Consider the following 16,125-nt stretch of genomic DNA (forward strand, 5'->3'; position numbering starts at 1 on the left):
TACATTCTATTTTTGTTCGTGAAAATCAAAACAAATCATTTATTTTAAACTTACTTTAATACTCATCATACACATAACACTTTGTCCATATATATGAATTGAGGGAGTGAGGACAATTGGAGCTTAAGTTGCCATTTATACCAGCATTAATTTCAATGTATTTTATTTCACTAGGAATCATAATAGGTGGATCGATCATTGGCTCAATCGGTTACTACGTCATTGGACAGCCACCACTTAGCAGCATGTATGATTTATCAATGAAGTTACGAATTTGGGCAATTGTTGGGGCGATTGGCGGAACATTTGATACATTCTATAGTTTTGAAAAAGGATTGTTTGAAGGAGAAACAATCGAATTCATTAAGCAAATTTTCATGATTATAGCCGCCATGGGAGGAACTCATACAGGTACAATCATTATCCAATGGTTTACAGGAGAACATGTTTAATGAAAGCTCCTCCAGAACAACTCTCCCACGCTTGGGCTAAATTTTTTGTAGGCATTTTTTTCGGGTTTATCATTAGTTGGCTTGTCTTTATTTATTTTTATGGTGTGACAGAAGAAGAACAAGTAAAACAAATATCTGAATTGAAAATGCTCAATAAACAATATTTAAGAGATAAAAATATATTTATTGAAAATATGGAGCGTATGAACAAGGAGAAGAAACGAAATTTAACAGTGCAAGATATCAAAGTGACAATTTTAAATTACAAACAATACAATTTAAATGCCTTTACTAATAATCAACTAATTACTGATGTAAAGGATGACCTAAGTAATTTACTGACTCAAGATATAAAAAGTGTTTCCCAAAATCGGGAATTATTAAGACGTGCGATCGAAAACAAAGTTTATATTAAAGATGATCGACGATTTAAACTTGAAATAGATACAATCTACTTTGATACCGTATTAGAAATCACATTAAAAATAAAAAGCACAAAATAAATGAGAGGCTAGTATTCGATTAGCCTCTCATTTATATTTTTAAAACTTATTTTTCTTCCCTACAAACCTTTTTTAATTCTTCCACTACTTTTTCTGCTTCTTCCCATGAGAAGACTTTCGCTCCAGATGCAAGCGGATGTCCACCCCCGTTAAACATAGCAGCTACTCCATTTATAACTGGTCCTTTTGAACGTAGACGTACTCGAATTAAATCCTCTTCTTCTAAAAAGATAACCCAAGCTTTTACCCCTTTTATATGTCCAAGTGAACTTACTGCCAATGAAGCTTGTTCCGAGTTTACATTGTATTCATCCATTAGAGCCTTTGTCATGTTTATATGACCGACTCCCTCTTCTGTTAGTTTAAAATTTTGAAGAACATATCCATTTAAATGAGCCATCTCAATTGATGTTTCGTACATATTGTCATATATTTCATTAATAGAAAAATCCTTTTTTATCAAATTACTAGCTGCATGAAAAGTTCTTTCTGTTGTACTTGGAAATAAGAATCTTCCTGTATCTCCAATAATCCCCGCATAAATTAGTCTCGCAGCTTTGTCAGTTACGACTAATTGTTCATTACTACTCTCTGCCAGTTCAAAAATTAACTCACTTGTTGAACTTGCAGTAGTATCTACATGCATAATGTCACCATATGGATCTACATTCGGATGATGGTCAATTTTAATCAGTTTCTTTCCAGTTGAATATCTAGCATCATCTACACGTTCAGTATTTGCAGTGTCACAAACAATAACAAGTGCATCCTTATAGACTTCATCTGAAATTTCATCCATTTTATATAAATACTCTAGAGATTGTGGCAAATATCCTACTACATATACTTTTTTTGCAGGATAGCTTGCTTTAATCATCTCTGCTAAACCGCACTGTGAACCGATTGCATCTGGATCTGGGCGAACATGACGATGAATTATTATCGTATCAAACGAATGTATATCTTTTAAAATTTGTTCCTTCAACATTAAACTCTCCTTTATATGAAAACTTTTGAAATATAGTTTCTATGACTGTAAAATAGAATTATGTATTAGTCATTGAAAGGTGGAAGCTAAGTGAATAGCATTGCAACAATTGTAATTATATCTTTTCTATTCTTCTTATTTTACGTTACCAAATTTTTCTTTACAAGCGAACTGTTAACAAAAAAAATTGCAGGATCACGTGCAAGATTAACTTTTGGATTATTCTTATTGCTTTACGGTATAAACCAAATTGTAGCAAAGCTTGAATTAATAACAATTTGTGTCGGTATTGTGTTCATTCTATTTGGCGCGGCAAATCTATATCGTGGATACTTACAGAATAAGCATTATAAAGCAATTGAAAATAAACAAACTGTTTAATCTTATAGTAATCTAGAAAGTGAGAAAACTTACATGATGACTGAAGAACTATTTTCATCAAAATTTGATGAACTAGTAGAATTATCACATTCTAGTAATAAACTTCAAAAACTACTTACTTTTGCAGAAGAATTAGAGAATCAAGAGGAATGGGGATATCTATATTACGTTAATATGGAATTAGCAGAAACTGCTTTTTCTATTGGTGAAATAGACTTATTTATTGATACCTTTTTGTGGTGTGTAGATTTATATGACCAAAACGAAGAACTTATCGAGCAAGAGCAGATCCTATGGCTGTACAAGTGGTTGTTAGAAATAATACCTCAGTCTCTCAGATTCTCGTTAGAAGAAATTCATCATTATTTCGAGGATTTTAAGAATCGTTTAGTGATTGCTAACTATTCTTTAAGACCTTATTTTCAAGCTCTATTTATAATGAACTTATATTTAAATCAAATTGATTACGCAAAACAAAACTATCAACTATATAAAAAATCTCCAAGGGATCATTTAAGTAATTGTGAAAAATGTGAAATGTATGGTGAAATGATTTATTTACTAAAAACTGATCATCTTCAAGAAGCGTTAAATCTACAAAATAAAATAATGAATAGCTCAGTAGATTGTGACGAAGCTATACACAAATCCTATTCAAAATTACTGCTTCCTATATTAGTAGAAGGCAAAATAGATGAAGCATTAATTATTCAACAAAAAGCTTATTTTGTAACATACAATCGCACAAAATACATTCCTGAACTAAGTGAACAAATGATTTTTTTAACTTTTTGTGATCCTGACAGGGCAATTGAATTGTTCTATAAACATGTTGATTTATGTGATAATCTTTCGAATCTATCATATAAATTCGAGTTTTGGCTAGCAGCATTATTTATGGCGAAAAAATTAAAAATAAATGAAGATGAATTTATTTATGACTTAAAGAAATTAGAGAAAATTGTATTTGACCTAGCAAAAGATTTTGATACTAGAAACGAAAATAATGAATTTGTTAATCGAGTTAATAAACTACTTTCGAATTAAAAATAAGGGATGATTTTTTCATAAACTTCAAAGGCGGGAATCGTTTCCTGCTTTTTTTTACGTAATTAAAAAATAATGGAAGCCCTAATAGAGCTTCCATTATTTTTAGAACTAAAAAATACATTCTCAGACTGATTGCAAGCGCTTGTCAACAGTCTGAGGTCATCGATCTAATAACTGCATCATCATCAATGCTTTACCTACTAATATTCCTTGCTGAAATACTTCAACATCAACTTTTCCAAATTTACGACCTAATTCTAAAACTTTTGGCTTAATTTCGATTACATCATCAATTTGAACTGGCTGTACGAAGTAAATTGTAATATTTTCTACGATTAAGTCCCCTTTTTTCATGTCACGAACTGCTCGTTTACCTGCCTCGGTTACAATCGTCGTAAATACGCCATGTGAAAGAGTACCAATTACATTCGTCATTTGAGGAGTTACATTACATCTAATCGTGAAGTCATCATTTTTTTGATCTTTATTATTATGAAATTGACTAGTAACTATATCATCAATTGTTTCTCCCACTTGAGGTTGGCGTTGCAATTGTTGTAAGGCTTCAAGTACATCTTGACGACTTATAATACCGATTAAATTATTCGATGTATTTACAACTGGTAGCAACTCTATGCCTTCCCAAACCATCATTCTAGCAGCTGCTGCAACCGACATCTTTTCATTTACACTTATTGGTTGTCTAGTCATGACTTTATCAATTCTTTGAGTACGTTGTTCATGTATAATATCCTTTGAAGTTACAATTCCTATTAACTTACCTCGATCATCAATTACAGGATATCTTCCATGACCTGTATCTCTGTTATATTCATACCACTTTTCTACTTCATCAAATGGAGATAGTCTAGCTGTTTTTTCAGTTGGAATGAGTATATCCTCAACTAGTACTATATCTTTCTTAATTAACTGATCATAAATTGCTCTATTAATTAACGTCGCGACAGTAAACGTATCATAACTAGAAGAAATAATCGGCATTTTCATTTCATCCGCAAGACGTTTTACACTTTCATCTGTATCAAATCCACCTGTTACTAAAACCGCTGAACCTTCTTTTAATGCTAATTCATGTGCTTTCACTCGGTTTCCGACGATTAATAAATTATTTGCACTAATATATCTCATCATCGCATCAAGCTGCATTGCACCGATAACAAACTTATTAAGTGTTTTATGTAATCCTTCTTTACCACCTAAAACTTGTCCATCAACAATATTAACAACTTCGGCAAAAGTTAATTTTTCAATATTTTCTTTTCTTTTCGTTTCAATACGAATCGTACCTACACGTTCAATAGTACTAACAAATCCTTTGTTTTCCGCATCTTTAATTGCTCTATATGCAGTACCTTCACTTACACTTAAATCTTTTGCAATTTGTCTTACTGATATTTTATGACCGACCGGTAGTTGTTCAATATGTTCTAGTATTTGATCGTGCTTTGTAGTCAATTACCTCACCAAGCTTTCAATGGTTGTATTAATATTTTTATTAACTATTATATAACAATTCATACCATGAAAAAAAGCACGTTTCAACGCGCTTCTAATACTGTACTAATATTTTCTTCGATGATCAATACTACAATAATGAAATTGTTGTATTTGGCTCATGAATGAAACCATTATTCTTTGATAATTTTGCAATGAACTCATTTGGGTCTACTTGGATTGGTGGAAATGTATTATAATGCATCGGAATTACTTTCTGTGCATTAATCCATTCAGAAGCAATTACTGCATCGTCGATTCCCATTGTAAAATGATTACCAATTGGTAAATAAGCTAGATCGATATTTTCATACTCACCTAATGTTTTCATACCTCTGTATAATGCAGTATCACCAGCATGATAAATTGTTTTATCAGCTATTTTTAATAAAACGCCTGATGGTGGTCCTACATTAATAATTTGTTTATTTTCTTCATCAACAATACTTGAACCATGGATTGCTTCTACTAATTTTAATTTACCAAATGAAAACTCTTTTTCTCCCCCGATATGCATAGGGACAACTTTGACACCTTGCCACGAGATCCAAGTTGCTAATTCCACAGGAGCAATAACAGTTGCATCATTTCGTTTGGCTAGTTCAACTGTGTCACCTAAATGATCGCCATGCCCATGTGTTACATAAATATAATTCACTTTAATATTTTCTACCTTCACATTAGTATGTGAATTACCGTTAATAAACGGGTCAATAATAATTGAATCTTGACCTTGTTCTACTAAAATAACACTGTGCCCAAAATATGTAATTTTCAATTGAAGTCGCTCCTTTGTTATAAAATTAGTCTCTACCACATTTTAACAGATTATTTTCTATTACAAAAATAAGAAATAAGTTAACTATTTTACGTAATTCGATAAAAAATGATAAAATAAGAGTGTTGTAAACTGTAAAGACTTTTTTTGTTTATTGCAGTAATTTGTTTTTTAAGAAAGGATGTTACAAATGGAACACCGTATACAAAATCTATCAACTTGGTTAAAAGAGCAAGATATTCAACTAGGATTTATTACATCTACTGAGAACGTATTTTACTTAACTAATTTCCATTGTAATCCACATGAACGTCTTTTAGCTTGTCTTGTATTTCCAAATGATGAGCCAATTCTTGTATGTCCACAAATGGAAGTTGGACATGTACAAAACGCAGGCTGGAAATATGACGTAATTGGCTTTAATGATAGTCAAGATCCTTGGGCAATGATACAAGAATCATTAGCAAAACGTAATATTACAGTAAATCGTATGGCGATCGAAAAAGAACATCTTCTTGTTGGCCGCTATGAAAGATTAGTACAACTTTTCCCTGGCGTACAATTCCTTGCAGCTGAGGAAAAATTACATGACTTACGTTTAATTAAAGATAGCGAAGAAATTCGTCGTATGCAGGTTGCTGCTGAAGCTGCTGATATGGCTTGCCAAATTATTGTTGATCGTATTGCTGAAGGCAAAACAGAAATGGATTTAATTGCTGAAATGGAATACGAAATGAAGAAAAAAGGTATTTCTAAAACTTCATTTAGCACTTTAATTTTAACTGGTGCAAACTCAGCGTTACCACATGGAAATCCTGGTACAAATCCAATTAAAAAAGGTGATTTCGTACTTATGGACTTAGGATTTATCGTTGATGGATATTGCTCAGATATTACTCGTACAGTAATGTTTGGTCAACCAAATGAGCAACAACGAGAAATTTATGAAACCGTTTTAAAAGGTCAACTTGCTGCAATCGAAGTAAGTAAACCAGGCGAGGTATTAGGAAATGTTGACCGCGCTGCTCGTCAAATCATCACAGATGCTGGATATGGCGAATACTTCGTTCACCGTATTGGTCACGGTTTAGGTATTGGTATCCACGATTACCCATCAGTAAATGATTCAAATACTGATATTATTAAAACTGGTATGTCATATACAATTGAACCAGGAATCTATGTACCAAATGTTGGTGGAGTTCGTATTGAAGATGATATCGTTATTACAGAAACAGGTGCAATGACATTAACGAAGTTCCCTAAAGAATTAATCATCCTATAATATGAATCAAGACGGATTAATAAATATTCGACAAGTACTTCCCTCAGACATCCCTATTATGCATAAATGGGAATGTGATGATGAGATTGGTAAACTTGTAGGAATAGAAAAACCACGTTCTCTAGATGCAATGGTACAAGGCTATGAAAAATATTTTGACGGACTTAAACCTAATCTCCACTTGTTCACAATCGAATACAATGGTATTTGTGTAGGAAGAATTGAATTAGGAAATCTTGATCAAGAGAATAATCATGCCGCTTTTGGAATCGTAATTGGAGATCAATCAATGCAAAATAAAGGAATTGGTTCATTTGCATTAAACTATCTACTAAATTATGCTTTTAATGAATTAAAACTTTTAAAAATATATGGTGAAGTATACGAATATAATATCGCTTCACAAAAATTCCTTACAAAATTAGGCTTTCATTTAGATGGTATATTGCGCAAGCATGAGTTTTTCAAAGGCGCTCATCGTGATATGTATCAATATAGCATGTTGAAAGAAGAATTTAATTCGAGTAAGGTTTAAATACCAAATAAAGACCCCTTTCTCCGTAAGATGGAGAAGGGGGTTTTTATTTATATCTTTTGAAGGATCGTATGTTGTAATGGAACACCACCCATTGATACATTTCGTTCAATTAGATGATATTGTTTACCATTTATGATAAAAAGTCTATTTCCTCTGTATTCAACTGTTTTACCTTGGCTTTCTAATTCAGCCTTCACAGCCTTCGCATAATCATTTAGATTTAAATAACGCTCATCTAAATCTAATGTAATATTTTGATTACGATAACCCATTAGCCAGTTAAACCCGAAAATACCTGCAATCAGAAAAATAAGGATTAAAATAAATTCCAATACTCTCACTCCTTTTTACATAAAATGGAAATTACAATATAATTTTACTATAAAAATAAAGTGAATGTTATTAGAATTGAGTATAAAATAAAATCCCTTTACCGATTTCGATAAAGGGATTTTACTTTTTATTAGTTTGTAGAAACAGATGTACCTTGTAATAAAGTAGTTGCTTCTTTGTATTCTAAGCCGTGAGCTTCCGCTACTGCTTCGTAAGTTACATATCCATCAAGTGTATTAATACCTTTGAATAATGCAGAGTTATCTAAGCAAGCTTTTTGATAACCTTTGTTAGCAATTTGAACTGCATAAGGTACTGTAACATTTGTTAATGCCATTGTAGAAGTACGAGGTACTGCACCAGGCATGTTTGCTACAGCGTAGTGTACTACTCCATGCTTCTCATATGTTGGGAAATCATGTGTCGTAATACGATCTGTTGTTTCGAAAATACCACCTTGGTCAATTGCAATATCAACTACAACTGAACCTGCTTCCATTGATTCGATCATTTCTTTTGTTACAAGTTTTGGCGCTTTTGCACCTGGAATTAATACTGCACCGATTACAAGATCAGATTCTTTAACCGCTTCAGCAATATTGTAAGGGTTTGACATTAAAGTCGTAATTTGATGACCAAAAATATCATCTAATTGACGTAAACGATCTGGATTTAAGTCAATCATCGTTACATGAGCACCAAGACCAACAGCTACTTTAGCAGCATTTGTTCCTGCTACACCTCCACCAATGATTGTAACATTTCCACGACGTACTCCTGGTACTCCACCTAATAAAATACCTTTTCCGCCTTTATTTTTCTCAAGGAATTGAGCACCGATTTGAGCTGACATACGTCCTGCTACTTCACTCATAGGAGTTAATAACGGTAATGTATTACCAACTTGTACAGTTTCGTAAGCAATTCCTACTACTTTATTATCAATTAAAGCCTTAGTTAATTCAGGCTCTGGAGCTAAATGTAAGTATGTGAATAAAATTAATCCTTCACGGAAGTATCCATATTCGCTTGGAATTGGTTCTTTAACTTTCATAACCATTTCATTATTCCAAGCCTCTTCAGCTGTTTCAACAATTGTTGCGCCAGCATTTACGTATTCTTCATTAGTAAATCCTGAACCAATTCCAGCATTTGTTTCAATGTAAACTGAATGACCATGTCCAACTAAGTTCATTACTCCAGCTGGTGTCATTGCTACACGATTTTCGTTGTTTTTTATTTCTTTTGGTACCCCAATACGCATGTTATTTCCCCCTGAAATATATTTAACTCGTGCCTCTTAGGATGAGCTCTATTTATTAAAAAATAATACATTTTTATATTAACACAAAACATATAGTGCAGAAAATGAAAACGCTTAATTTCGTTTAATAAATATTAATTCAGAATCTTTTTTACTATAAATTATGCTTTAAAAATGGAATTGTCCCACGAATTCTCATGATAATGGAATATGTCTGTATTTATTAATGACATCCAAGCCACCTGTGACCTCAAAAATATCACCTGTTATAAAGTCAGACTCTTCCTTACACAAAAATTGCACCATTCTTGCTATATCTTCTCCAGTACCAGATCTTCCAACTGGTGCAAGACCTTTTCCATTCTTACTTGCTTCAGTTTGATTTGCTTCTTTCATATCACCAAAAATATCTCCAGGACAAATCATATTAGATGTTATACCATTCTCTGCTTCCTCATAGGCTATTGTTTTAGTCAATGAAACTAGACCTACTTTAGCTGCGCTGAATGCAGAACGATAAATCCATCCAGAAGCTGAATTGGCACCTTGAAATCCATAATTTATGATACGGCCATATTTTTGCTTTCTCATAATTGGAATGATTTGCTTTAAAAGAAAAAACACGCTATGCAAATTTCCATACATCAAGTATTCCCACTCTTCATCCGTGTAGTCAGCCAGTTTTTTACGGTTAAATAAATACGGGCCAGCATTATTGATAAGACAATCAACCCTACCGAATTTCTCCATCGTTTTTGAGACAATCTCATTAATAAATTGTTTATCGCATATATCACCTTTTACAAAAAGAACCCGGTCCAAATAATCCTTCCATTCTTCTTTTCGCTCTTTGATAGCTTGTTCATCAGAAAAGTACGTAACAGTTACTGAATAACCATCCTTCAAAAATGCTTCAGTGACTTTCTTCCCTAACCCCTTTGATCCTGCCGTAATGACAGCATGCCTCATAAAACTCTTCCTTTCGAGTCTAAATAATTTTATATATTTGTGAAAATCATCTAGATAAATCAATCAATTGTATGTATTTGTAAAATCTATTCTCATTAACCTTTTTAATTTTAAGCATAAAGCTAATTCTTTAAAAATTATGTCATTATCGTTATACCTATATCTTTAATTTAGTAAGATTATTTTATTAAAAGATAACTATGTTTTCTATTATTATGAATTATTTTCCTTTTATTTTAATAATTTTTATTTTTAGATATTAAGCTTTACACATTCAATAAGCGAGCCTTGTTTATAAAAAATATTAGAACAAATTTGTTCAACTTATTTCCAATGTGTCAAAGGTAAATAGCAGTTAAATAAATTTTTAAAATCGTGTAAAAACTACTGGATTTTTATAACAAAAGGAAGTAATATATATTAATTCCTTTTTACGATACGACAATTCATGATATAATTATCACATCTACTGTGAATCTAGGCTGTTGCGAAAGTGACTTCGGCATTGGGTAAGAACCATGATAGTGAGTATACTTACTATTGGACGAAAACCAAGTCAATCAATAAAAAGTTGAGAATAATCACGTAAACGATAACTCAACTATGTAGGATTCGTTGTATCCGAATTTACGCCCTCGGAGTGTTAGAACCAAACGAGAGTAGTTTCGGCAAAATCGAACACGTAGAACAGGGAAGCAAACATCAATTTATTGATATTTATGAATTAATGGCAACGGGGGAGTAAATAAAATGTTACAAGATTATTTTTCATACGATGAACGATTAGGTATTTTACTACCAAGCCTAAAATTAGATTGGGAAGATTACTCCCACGATCAACAATTAATGATTCTTACTGAATGGGAATATATCCGTGGTGGAATACCTGATCAAATTAAGCGTTTAGAGTTTTCGATTAATCATAAACAAGAACAATTAAATCATGAATCTGATTTTGTTTTGAGCTGTAAATTAAATTCTGAAATTGCAGAATTAGCATCAATTATTAACGATCTTTGGATTTGGTTTAGAAGTAACCAACAAATGTCCAATGATACAAAAATACATGGTTAAAAAGCTAACATATAAATTTGTTAGCTTTTTTCTATACCTCTATTATTTAGGTTTATTCGTTTTCGCGCTTTTGAATTTGTAAAAGCGTGTCTCCGATTGTTTTTAGTTCCTCTTTAAGTCGGATGGTTTCATTCGCAACTTTATCGGAAGATGCTTCTTTGATTTGCTTGTTTAGTTGGTCAATCACTTTTCGTAACCTTCCGACGGATTGTTCTAGTTGAAAACTTGATGTAGGCTTCATAATTGTCTCCTTGAATGGTTTTCCTTTAGCATACCACATACTTGTTTACAACCAAACGGGTATTCATTTAGTTAAGAGTATATTGTCTAATTTAGGTTCAAGTATTTAGGTTTCCATTCATTCTACACTCTAAAAAAGCTAACAGATAATTTGTTAGCTTCAAAAATTTTTATTTAATCTGTTGGCTCCTGGTTTACCCGTTCCGATAATATACGATATTGATAAAATTTCTTTGTATATTCTAATACGTTTTTTGTAAAAGATTCATTCCACTTTGCCCCAACAGTAACTCCTAATAAAGGAATACCACTTAAAACCTTATTCCGTAATGAGTGGATTGTTAATAACTTGCACATTTGTAATATAACTGTGTAATAGACCCCTTCTCCATTAAATTCATTTTCCCAATTTGCAAATACGTCCGAATCCTCATGCTTTAAAATATCGTTCATTAAATTACTCCAAACAACGTATTTTTCGGTTGATGGGAGGATTGCACCTTGTAATACTTTTAAGCTGCATTCCATCTCTTTTGGAATACTTACATCATAACCATAACAAAGTGCTATTTCTTGTACCGTTTTAAGATTAATAAATAATAAAGCAGGCAAATCACCAAATAAAGCAAGCTTTGTACTAGTTCCACTTATTCCACCTTGAACACTTGAAACTATTAATGCTTTCGATATTTCTTGCTCAGCTAAGAAATTCAATTGTCTTAATGGTAACTTTCTTAAATCGCTTATTGTCTTAATATCACTTCTTAAAATTTGTGCTCGATTAAGTATATCTAATTTCTTTTCTTGAAACTGTTTTGTTGTTTGTATTAAAGATTGAGTGTGGAAAAAAGCAGTTGAAAAAAATTCATTAAAAGTATTCGAATAGCTCTGAGGTATTTTTTGGAGGAGAAAATTAGAAGCATTCTGATACATAAGTTCTAATTTATTTAAATTTTGCTGTTGTTGTTTCTTTTCAATCAATTCGTTAAGTTCAAGCCATAAATTATACTCTTTCATCTGATCCATACTATCACCTCGAATATAAAAAAACGTAGAGCCAAAAAGTGAACTCAATTTAAGAATATGAGGTCATCTATTTTTGTATGCTCTACGTTTATGCTTACTTTTTGATTATTTCATTCCAACTCGTACTACATCTCTTGCGATTACAACTTCTTCATTAGTAGGAATTACGATAACTTTAACTGGAGAGTGATCAAAGCTAATGAATGCTTCTTTTCCTCTAAAGTTATTTTTACTTGGGTCAAAATAAACACCCATAAATTCAAGACCTTCTAATACGGCTTGACGAATTTCTGGACCATTTTCACCAATACCAGCAGTGAAGATAATCGCATCTACACCTTTCATGCGTGCAGCATACGATCCTAGATATTTGTGAATACGTTCAATGAATACACTTTGAGCGATTTTAGCTCGTTTATTACCTTCTTCAGCTGCAGTCTCAATATCACGTAAGTCACTTGAGAATCCAGAGATCCCAAGCATACCACTTTGTTTATTTAATACATCAAGTACTTCCTCAGCTGTTTTACCTGTTTTTTCCATAATAAATGGGATTAAAGCTGGGTCTAAGTTACCTGAACGAGTTCCCATTGTTACACCAGCAAGTGGAGTGAATCCCATTGAAGTATCAATTGATTTTCCACCTTCAACTGCAGCAATACTTGCACCATTTCCTAAGTGACATGAAATAAGTCTTAGCTCTTCAATTGGTTTACCAATTAATTCAGCAGCTCTTTCTGTTACATACTTATGTGATGTACCGTGGAATCCATATTTACGAATACCAAATTGCTTATAGTACTCATAAGGTAAGCTATATAAGTAAGACTCTTCTGGCATTGTTTGATGGAACGCAGTATCAAATACAGCAACTGCAGGAACATTTGGTAATAATTCTTTAAATGCACGAATACCAACTAGGTTAGCTGGGTTATGAAGTGGTGCTAAATCAGAAAGTTGATCAATTTGTTGTTCAACTTCTTCAGTAATTACAGCAGAATCTGTAAATAGTTCTCCACCGTGAACTACACGATGTCCAACTCCATGAATTTCATCGAATGAAGAAATAATTCCTAAACCTGTTAGCTTTTCAAGAAGCATTTTTACTGCAACAGAGTGATCAGCAATATCAGTTACTTCTTTAATTTTTTCGCCGTTTACTGAAATTACAAAAACACTATCCTTTATACCAATACGTTCTACTAAACCAATTGTAAGTACTTTTTCGCTAGGCATTTCAATTAATTGAAATTTTAATGACGATGAACCTGCATTAATAGCAAGAATATTTGCCATGTTTTTTACCTCTCCTTTAAACATGAAACTGTTATATTTTTTTAGCTGAAATTATTATAACACAAATTAGTTTACGTGTTTAAAAGTTCAATTATTGTAAATTTTCTTTAAACCATTCATTCATTTGAAGCATAATATCTTCAACTGCTTTCATATTCGATAACTTAGGGAAATCAACTAATAAAGCCTGCTTTGGCTTCTTCATATTTTCTGCATTTTTGCGGATTATTAATATACTTTTTTGATGTTTTTCATCCTTAAAGGCAGATACTGGCAACTGTATCAATCCTTGAATAACACCTGTTTCATTAATATAGCTTTGTAATTGTGCAGATTGCTCTGAAGTAAATAGGTGATTTGGAACTAGCGAGATGAAAAATCCTCCAGATTTTAAGTAGTTCATACTTTGCTCAATAAACAAATGATGAGCATAAGACAGGCCTTCTTTTGCTTTTAAAGTATATTCGTTTGCACGTTCAGCATTTGGATAAAAACCAATTGGTAGATCACAAACAACAAGGTCAACCGGATCTACAAATAAAGGTGCTAAACTATCTTGATTAAATAGTTCTATTTCATGTCCTAGTAAGTTGCCAATAACAAATGCGATTCTAACAAGAACATCATCTACATCTATTCCAACAGATTCAGTAAATTTATCCTTTGAAGAATTTAAAATTGTTAATAGAAGATTTCCAGTACCGATTGCCGGATCTAAAATAGTTAAATTTTGTTTCCCCTCAGTAAGCTTTCCAACTAAATAAGTAATAATAAAAGCAATACCATCTGGAGTCATTTCATGATTTGTTTGTACCCCTTGCTTCATACCTTTTAATATCGCTAATTGAAATGCTCTACGAATACTCTCATTATCTTTTGATGCCGATGTAAATTGATGAATTGTATTCATAAGCTTGTCTTTTTGTGAACCATTAATTTCTTCTTGCAAAACTTCCCCTTCAAAGAAATTTTCACCTGTTTCAATTAATGCCTCTAAATAAGAAATTTCTAAATTATCTTTTAAACATTCTGTCGATTCATCTATGTAATTAAATAAAAATTCTACTGAATTCTCTCTTACCATTTTTCATTCCTCACTTTCATAATAGAACAGTCATTGTGTTTCATTATACGTATGGCTTTTAAACGTGTCCACTTTAATAATTTCTTCTATTAGAAAGTATTTGGTTTTTTTAATCAATTTTAATCCAGTACTGTTAATTTAATTTTAATTGATGAATGTTTACTTTTATTTAATACATTTTGAACTTTTTATGTAGTTTTATTATTTTGGTATTGAACTGAATTAATGTCATTATGATGAACAGTATCTTTTTCATGGAGCAATAATGAAAACATAAAAAAGACCTCTTATACTGAGGCCCTCGTTAACTAATTTTCACTTTCTTTTCCAAAGGTTTCATAAATCGGGTTATATAGTTCAAAGATTTTGTTCCATGAACTAGGCGATATAAGCTTGTGATAACCGAAAGTAATGTATATGGTTTGTATGCTAAGTATTTTGATTCCCATTTATTCGCAAATTTGCTTTTAAAAGTTAATAATCCTTTGAAGTTATAAATTGAGTTACCATATTTAAAGATTATTTTTGCGGATTTTTCGATGATTGATGATTTTGAATCTTGGCCAACATTTGCTAATGGTGCCATTCCAAGGCTGCAGCTTTTAAATCCATTTTCTTTTGCCCAAAACATAATTGAAACAAACAGCATATCCATCGTTCCATATGGTAATTCCTTTAAATATCTCATTAAATCGATTGTTATATTTTCGGCTTGAATCGGTAATGTCGCAAAAGCAATTACTTGACCATTTTTATCCCTTAAAATTCCGATCGGAAAATTTGAAACATAATCAAAATGAAATGAACCTACTGAAAAGGATAGCTCTTCTCTTCCGTTTAACCATACATCAGAGACCCCTTTTAGCTCTTGAAGTAGACCTATAGAATGTCCAGGCATAGACACTTCAAATTGATATCCTTGTCGAATGAATTTATTCCTTTTTGTTCTTAGTTTTGCTCCTTTTTTACCTGCAATTTCGAAATTCTCTAATTCAACTATTGCTTCTTCACCTAATTTTAACAATCGATAGCCAGCTTTTTCATACAACATTTTTGAGTTTTCGTCTATTTGATAAAAGCACGGAATACATTTTATACTCCTTGAATAATGTTCAAACTCCTTTATTTTTTCAAAAGAAATCTCACCAATTGGATCACATAGAACAACTAATTTATTACCTTTTTCACGGTAAACAAATGCAGATTTTTGATCTTCTGAAAGAAATACTTTTTTATCTCCAAGTAATCCTAAATGTGTTAATGAAGTTCCACCATATGATTGAATAAGTTGTTGAATAATCTCAATTGTAGTTTTTTGATTTGATTCTTTTAAAATTTGTTTCATAATA

General features: G+C 31.9%; 18 protein-coding genes. 7 read left to right on the top strand and 11 right to left on the bottom strand.

Annotated elements, in window-relative coordinates:
* Positions 1–116 precede the first annotated feature (116 nt).
* Positions 117–452, top strand: coding sequence for a sporulation membrane protein YtrH (gene ytrH, locus V5E38_RS16420; protein ID WP_056472224.1), 336 nt, complete (start codon positions 117–119; stop codon positions 450–452).
* Positions 452–955, top strand: coding sequence for a sporulation membrane protein YtrI (ytrI, locus tag V5E38_RS16425; RefSeq protein ID WP_097979097.1), 504 nt, complete (start codon positions 452–454; stop codon positions 953–955). The genes ytrH and ytrI overlap by 1 nt, the downstream gene beginning before the upstream one ends.
* A 46-nt stretch (positions 956–1,001) precedes the next feature.
* Here ytrI and V5E38_RS16430 read toward each other — a convergent pair whose 3' ends face one another.
* Positions 1,002–1,940, bottom strand: coding sequence for a DHH family phosphoesterase (locus V5E38_RS16430; protein ID WP_499213591.1), 939 nt, complete (start codon positions 1,938–1,940; stop codon positions 1,002–1,004).
* A 93-nt stretch (positions 1,941–2,033) separates the two neighbouring features.
* On the opposite strand from V5E38_RS16430, the gene V5E38_RS16435 reads away from it, so the two are divergent.
* Positions 2,034–2,324 carry a YtpI family protein gene (locus V5E38_RS16435; protein ID WP_097979098.1) on the top strand — a complete coding sequence of 97 codons (291 nt, stop codon included), beginning with the start codon at positions 2,034–2,036 and terminating at the stop codon, positions 2,322–2,324.
* A 33-nt stretch (positions 2,325–2,357) separates the two neighbouring features.
* On the top strand, positions 2,358–3,371 hold the full coding sequence (locus V5E38_RS16440) for a hypothetical protein (protein ID WP_499210784.1): 1,014 nt from the start codon (positions 2,358–2,360) through the stop codon (positions 3,369–3,371).
* Between the two features lie 162 nt (positions 3,372–3,533).
* On the opposite strand, the gene V5E38_RS16445 is transcribed toward V5E38_RS16440, so the two are convergent.
* Positions 3,534–4,850: a DRTGG domain-containing protein gene (locus tag V5E38_RS16445; RefSeq protein WP_499210785.1), complete on the bottom strand. Its 1,317-nt coding sequence runs from the start codon at positions 4,848–4,850 to the stop codon at positions 3,534–3,536.
* A 130-nt stretch (positions 4,851–4,980) separates the two neighbouring features.
* Positions 4,981–5,667 carry a metal-dependent hydrolase gene (locus V5E38_RS16450; protein ID WP_499210786.1) on the bottom strand — a complete coding sequence of 229 codons (687 nt, stop codon included), beginning with the start codon at positions 5,665–5,667 and terminating at the stop codon, positions 4,981–4,983.
* Between the two features lie 190 nt (positions 5,668–5,857).
* On the opposite strand from V5E38_RS16450, the gene V5E38_RS16455 reads away from it, so the two are divergent.
* Complete coding sequence (locus tag V5E38_RS16455; RefSeq protein ID WP_335479622.1) at positions 5,858–6,952, top strand: M24 family metallopeptidase; 1,095 nt, start codon at positions 5,858–5,860, stop codon at positions 6,950–6,952.
* Position 6,953: 1 nt separating this feature from the next.
* Complete coding sequence (locus V5E38_RS16460) at positions 6,954–7,487, top strand: GNAT family N-acetyltransferase (RefSeq protein WP_499210787.1); 534 nt, start codon at positions 6,954–6,956, stop codon at positions 7,485–7,487.
* Between the two features lie 50 nt (positions 7,488–7,537).
* Here V5E38_RS16460 and V5E38_RS16465 read toward each other — a convergent pair whose 3' ends face one another.
* The 3 genes from V5E38_RS16465 to V5E38_RS16475 form a co-directional block, all read right to left on the bottom strand.
* A complete protein-coding gene (locus V5E38_RS16465) occupies positions 7,538–7,822 on the bottom strand; it encodes a hypothetical protein (protein WP_499210788.1) in 285 nt (94 codons plus the stop codon).
* Between the two features lie 131 nt (positions 7,823–7,953).
* Entirely contained in the window at positions 7,954–9,087 is a 1,134-nt protein-coding gene (gene ald / locus V5E38_RS16470) for an alanine dehydrogenase (protein WP_499210789.1), read from the bottom strand.
* Between the two features lie 195 nt (positions 9,088–9,282).
* Positions 9,283–10,056 carry an SDR family oxidoreductase gene (locus V5E38_RS16475; protein ID WP_499210790.1) on the bottom strand — a complete coding sequence of 258 codons (774 nt, stop codon included), beginning with the start codon at positions 10,054–10,056 and terminating at the stop codon, positions 9,283–9,285.
* A gap of 750 nt (positions 10,057–10,806) precedes the next feature.
* Between V5E38_RS16475 and V5E38_RS16480 the strand changes: the two genes are divergently transcribed.
* On the top strand, positions 10,807–11,130 hold the full coding sequence (locus V5E38_RS16480; RefSeq protein ID WP_335479616.1) for a hypothetical protein: 324 nt from the start codon (positions 10,807–10,809) through the stop codon (positions 11,128–11,130).
* A 52-nt stretch (positions 11,131–11,182) separates the two neighbouring features.
* Here the strand turns inward: V5E38_RS16480 and V5E38_RS16485 are convergent, their stop codons facing one another.
* The 5 genes from V5E38_RS16485 to V5E38_RS16505 all read right to left on the bottom strand — a co-directional run bounded on the left by V5E38_RS16485 (position 11,183) and on the right by V5E38_RS16505 (position 16,121).
* Positions 11,183–11,371, bottom strand: coding sequence for a hypothetical protein (locus tag V5E38_RS16485; protein ID WP_097979108.1), 189 nt, complete (start codon positions 11,369–11,371; stop codon positions 11,183–11,185).
* 173 nt (positions 11,372–11,544) lie between these two features.
* A complete protein-coding gene (locus V5E38_RS16490) occupies positions 11,545–12,396 on the bottom strand; it encodes an EcsC family protein (protein WP_499210791.1) in 852 nt (283 codons plus the stop codon).
* Between the two features lie 105 nt (positions 12,397–12,501).
* Positions 12,502–13,692 (bottom strand): acetate kinase, encoded by a 1,191-nt coding sequence (locus V5E38_RS16495; protein WP_499210792.1) that lies wholly within the window; start codon positions 13,690–13,692, stop codon positions 12,502–12,504.
* 91 nt (positions 13,693–13,783) lie between these two features.
* Positions 13,784–14,776 (bottom strand): class I SAM-dependent methyltransferase, encoded by a 993-nt coding sequence (locus V5E38_RS16500; protein WP_499210793.1) that lies wholly within the window; start codon positions 14,774–14,776, stop codon positions 13,784–13,786.
* 304 nt (positions 14,777–15,080) lie between these two features.
* On the bottom strand, positions 15,081–16,121 hold the full coding sequence (locus V5E38_RS16505; protein ID WP_499210794.1) for a putative bifunctional lysylphosphatidylglycerol flippase/synthetase: 1,041 nt from the start codon (positions 16,119–16,121) through the stop codon (positions 15,081–15,083).
* Positions 16,122–16,125: the final 4 nt, after the last annotated feature.

The sequence above is a fragment of the Rossellomorea sp. GAMAL-10_SWC genome (assembly GCF_049568075.1).
GTDB lineage: Bacteria > Bacillota > Bacilli > Bacillales > Bacillaceae_G > Gottfriedia.

What these genes read in the sequence shown, in the direction of transcription:
- ytrI (WP_097979097.1), top strand. Translation starts at nt 452, where the DNA reads ATGAAAGCTCCTCCAGAACAACTCTCCCACGCTTGGGCTAAATTTTTT.
- V5E38_RS16440 (WP_499210784.1), top strand. Translation starts at nt 2,358, where the DNA reads ATGATGACTGAAGAACTATTTTCATCAAAATTTGATGAACTAGTAGAA.
- V5E38_RS16455 (WP_335479622.1), top strand. Translation starts at nt 5,858, where the DNA reads ATGGAACACCGTATACAAAATCTATCAACTTGGTTAAAAGAGCAAGAT.
- V5E38_RS16460 (WP_499210787.1), top strand. Translation starts at nt 6,954, where the DNA reads ATGAATCAAGACGGATTAATAAATATTCGACAAGTACTTCCCTCAGAC.
- ald (WP_499210789.1), bottom strand. Translation starts at nt 9,087, where the DNA reads ATGCGTATTGGGGTACCAAAAGAAATAAAAAACAACGAAAATCGTGTA.
- V5E38_RS16475 (WP_499210790.1), bottom strand. Translation starts at nt 10,056, where the DNA reads ATGAGGCATGCTGTCATTACGGCAGGATCAAAGGGGTTAGGGAAGAAA.
- V5E38_RS16480 (WP_335479616.1), top strand. Translation starts at nt 10,807, where the DNA reads ATGTTACAAGATTATTTTTCATACGATGAACGATTAGGTATTTTACTA.
- V5E38_RS16485 (WP_097979108.1), bottom strand. Translation starts at nt 11,371, where the DNA reads ATGAAGCCTACATCAAGTTTTCAACTAGAACAATCCGTCGGAAGGTTA.
- V5E38_RS16490 (WP_499210791.1), bottom strand. Translation starts at nt 12,396, where the DNA reads ATGGATCAGATGAAAGAGTATAATTTATGGCTTGAACTTAACGAATTG.
- V5E38_RS16495 (WP_499210792.1), bottom strand. Translation starts at nt 13,692, where the DNA reads ATGGCAAATATTCTTGCTATTAATGCAGGTTCATCGTCATTAAAATTT.
- V5E38_RS16500 (WP_499210793.1), bottom strand. Translation starts at nt 14,776, where the DNA reads ATGGTAAGAGAGAATTCAGTAGAATTTTTATTTAATTACATAGATGAA.
- V5E38_RS16505 (WP_499210794.1), bottom strand. Translation starts at nt 16,121, where the DNA reads ATGAAACAAATTTTAAAAGAATCAAATCAAAAAACTACAATTGAGATT.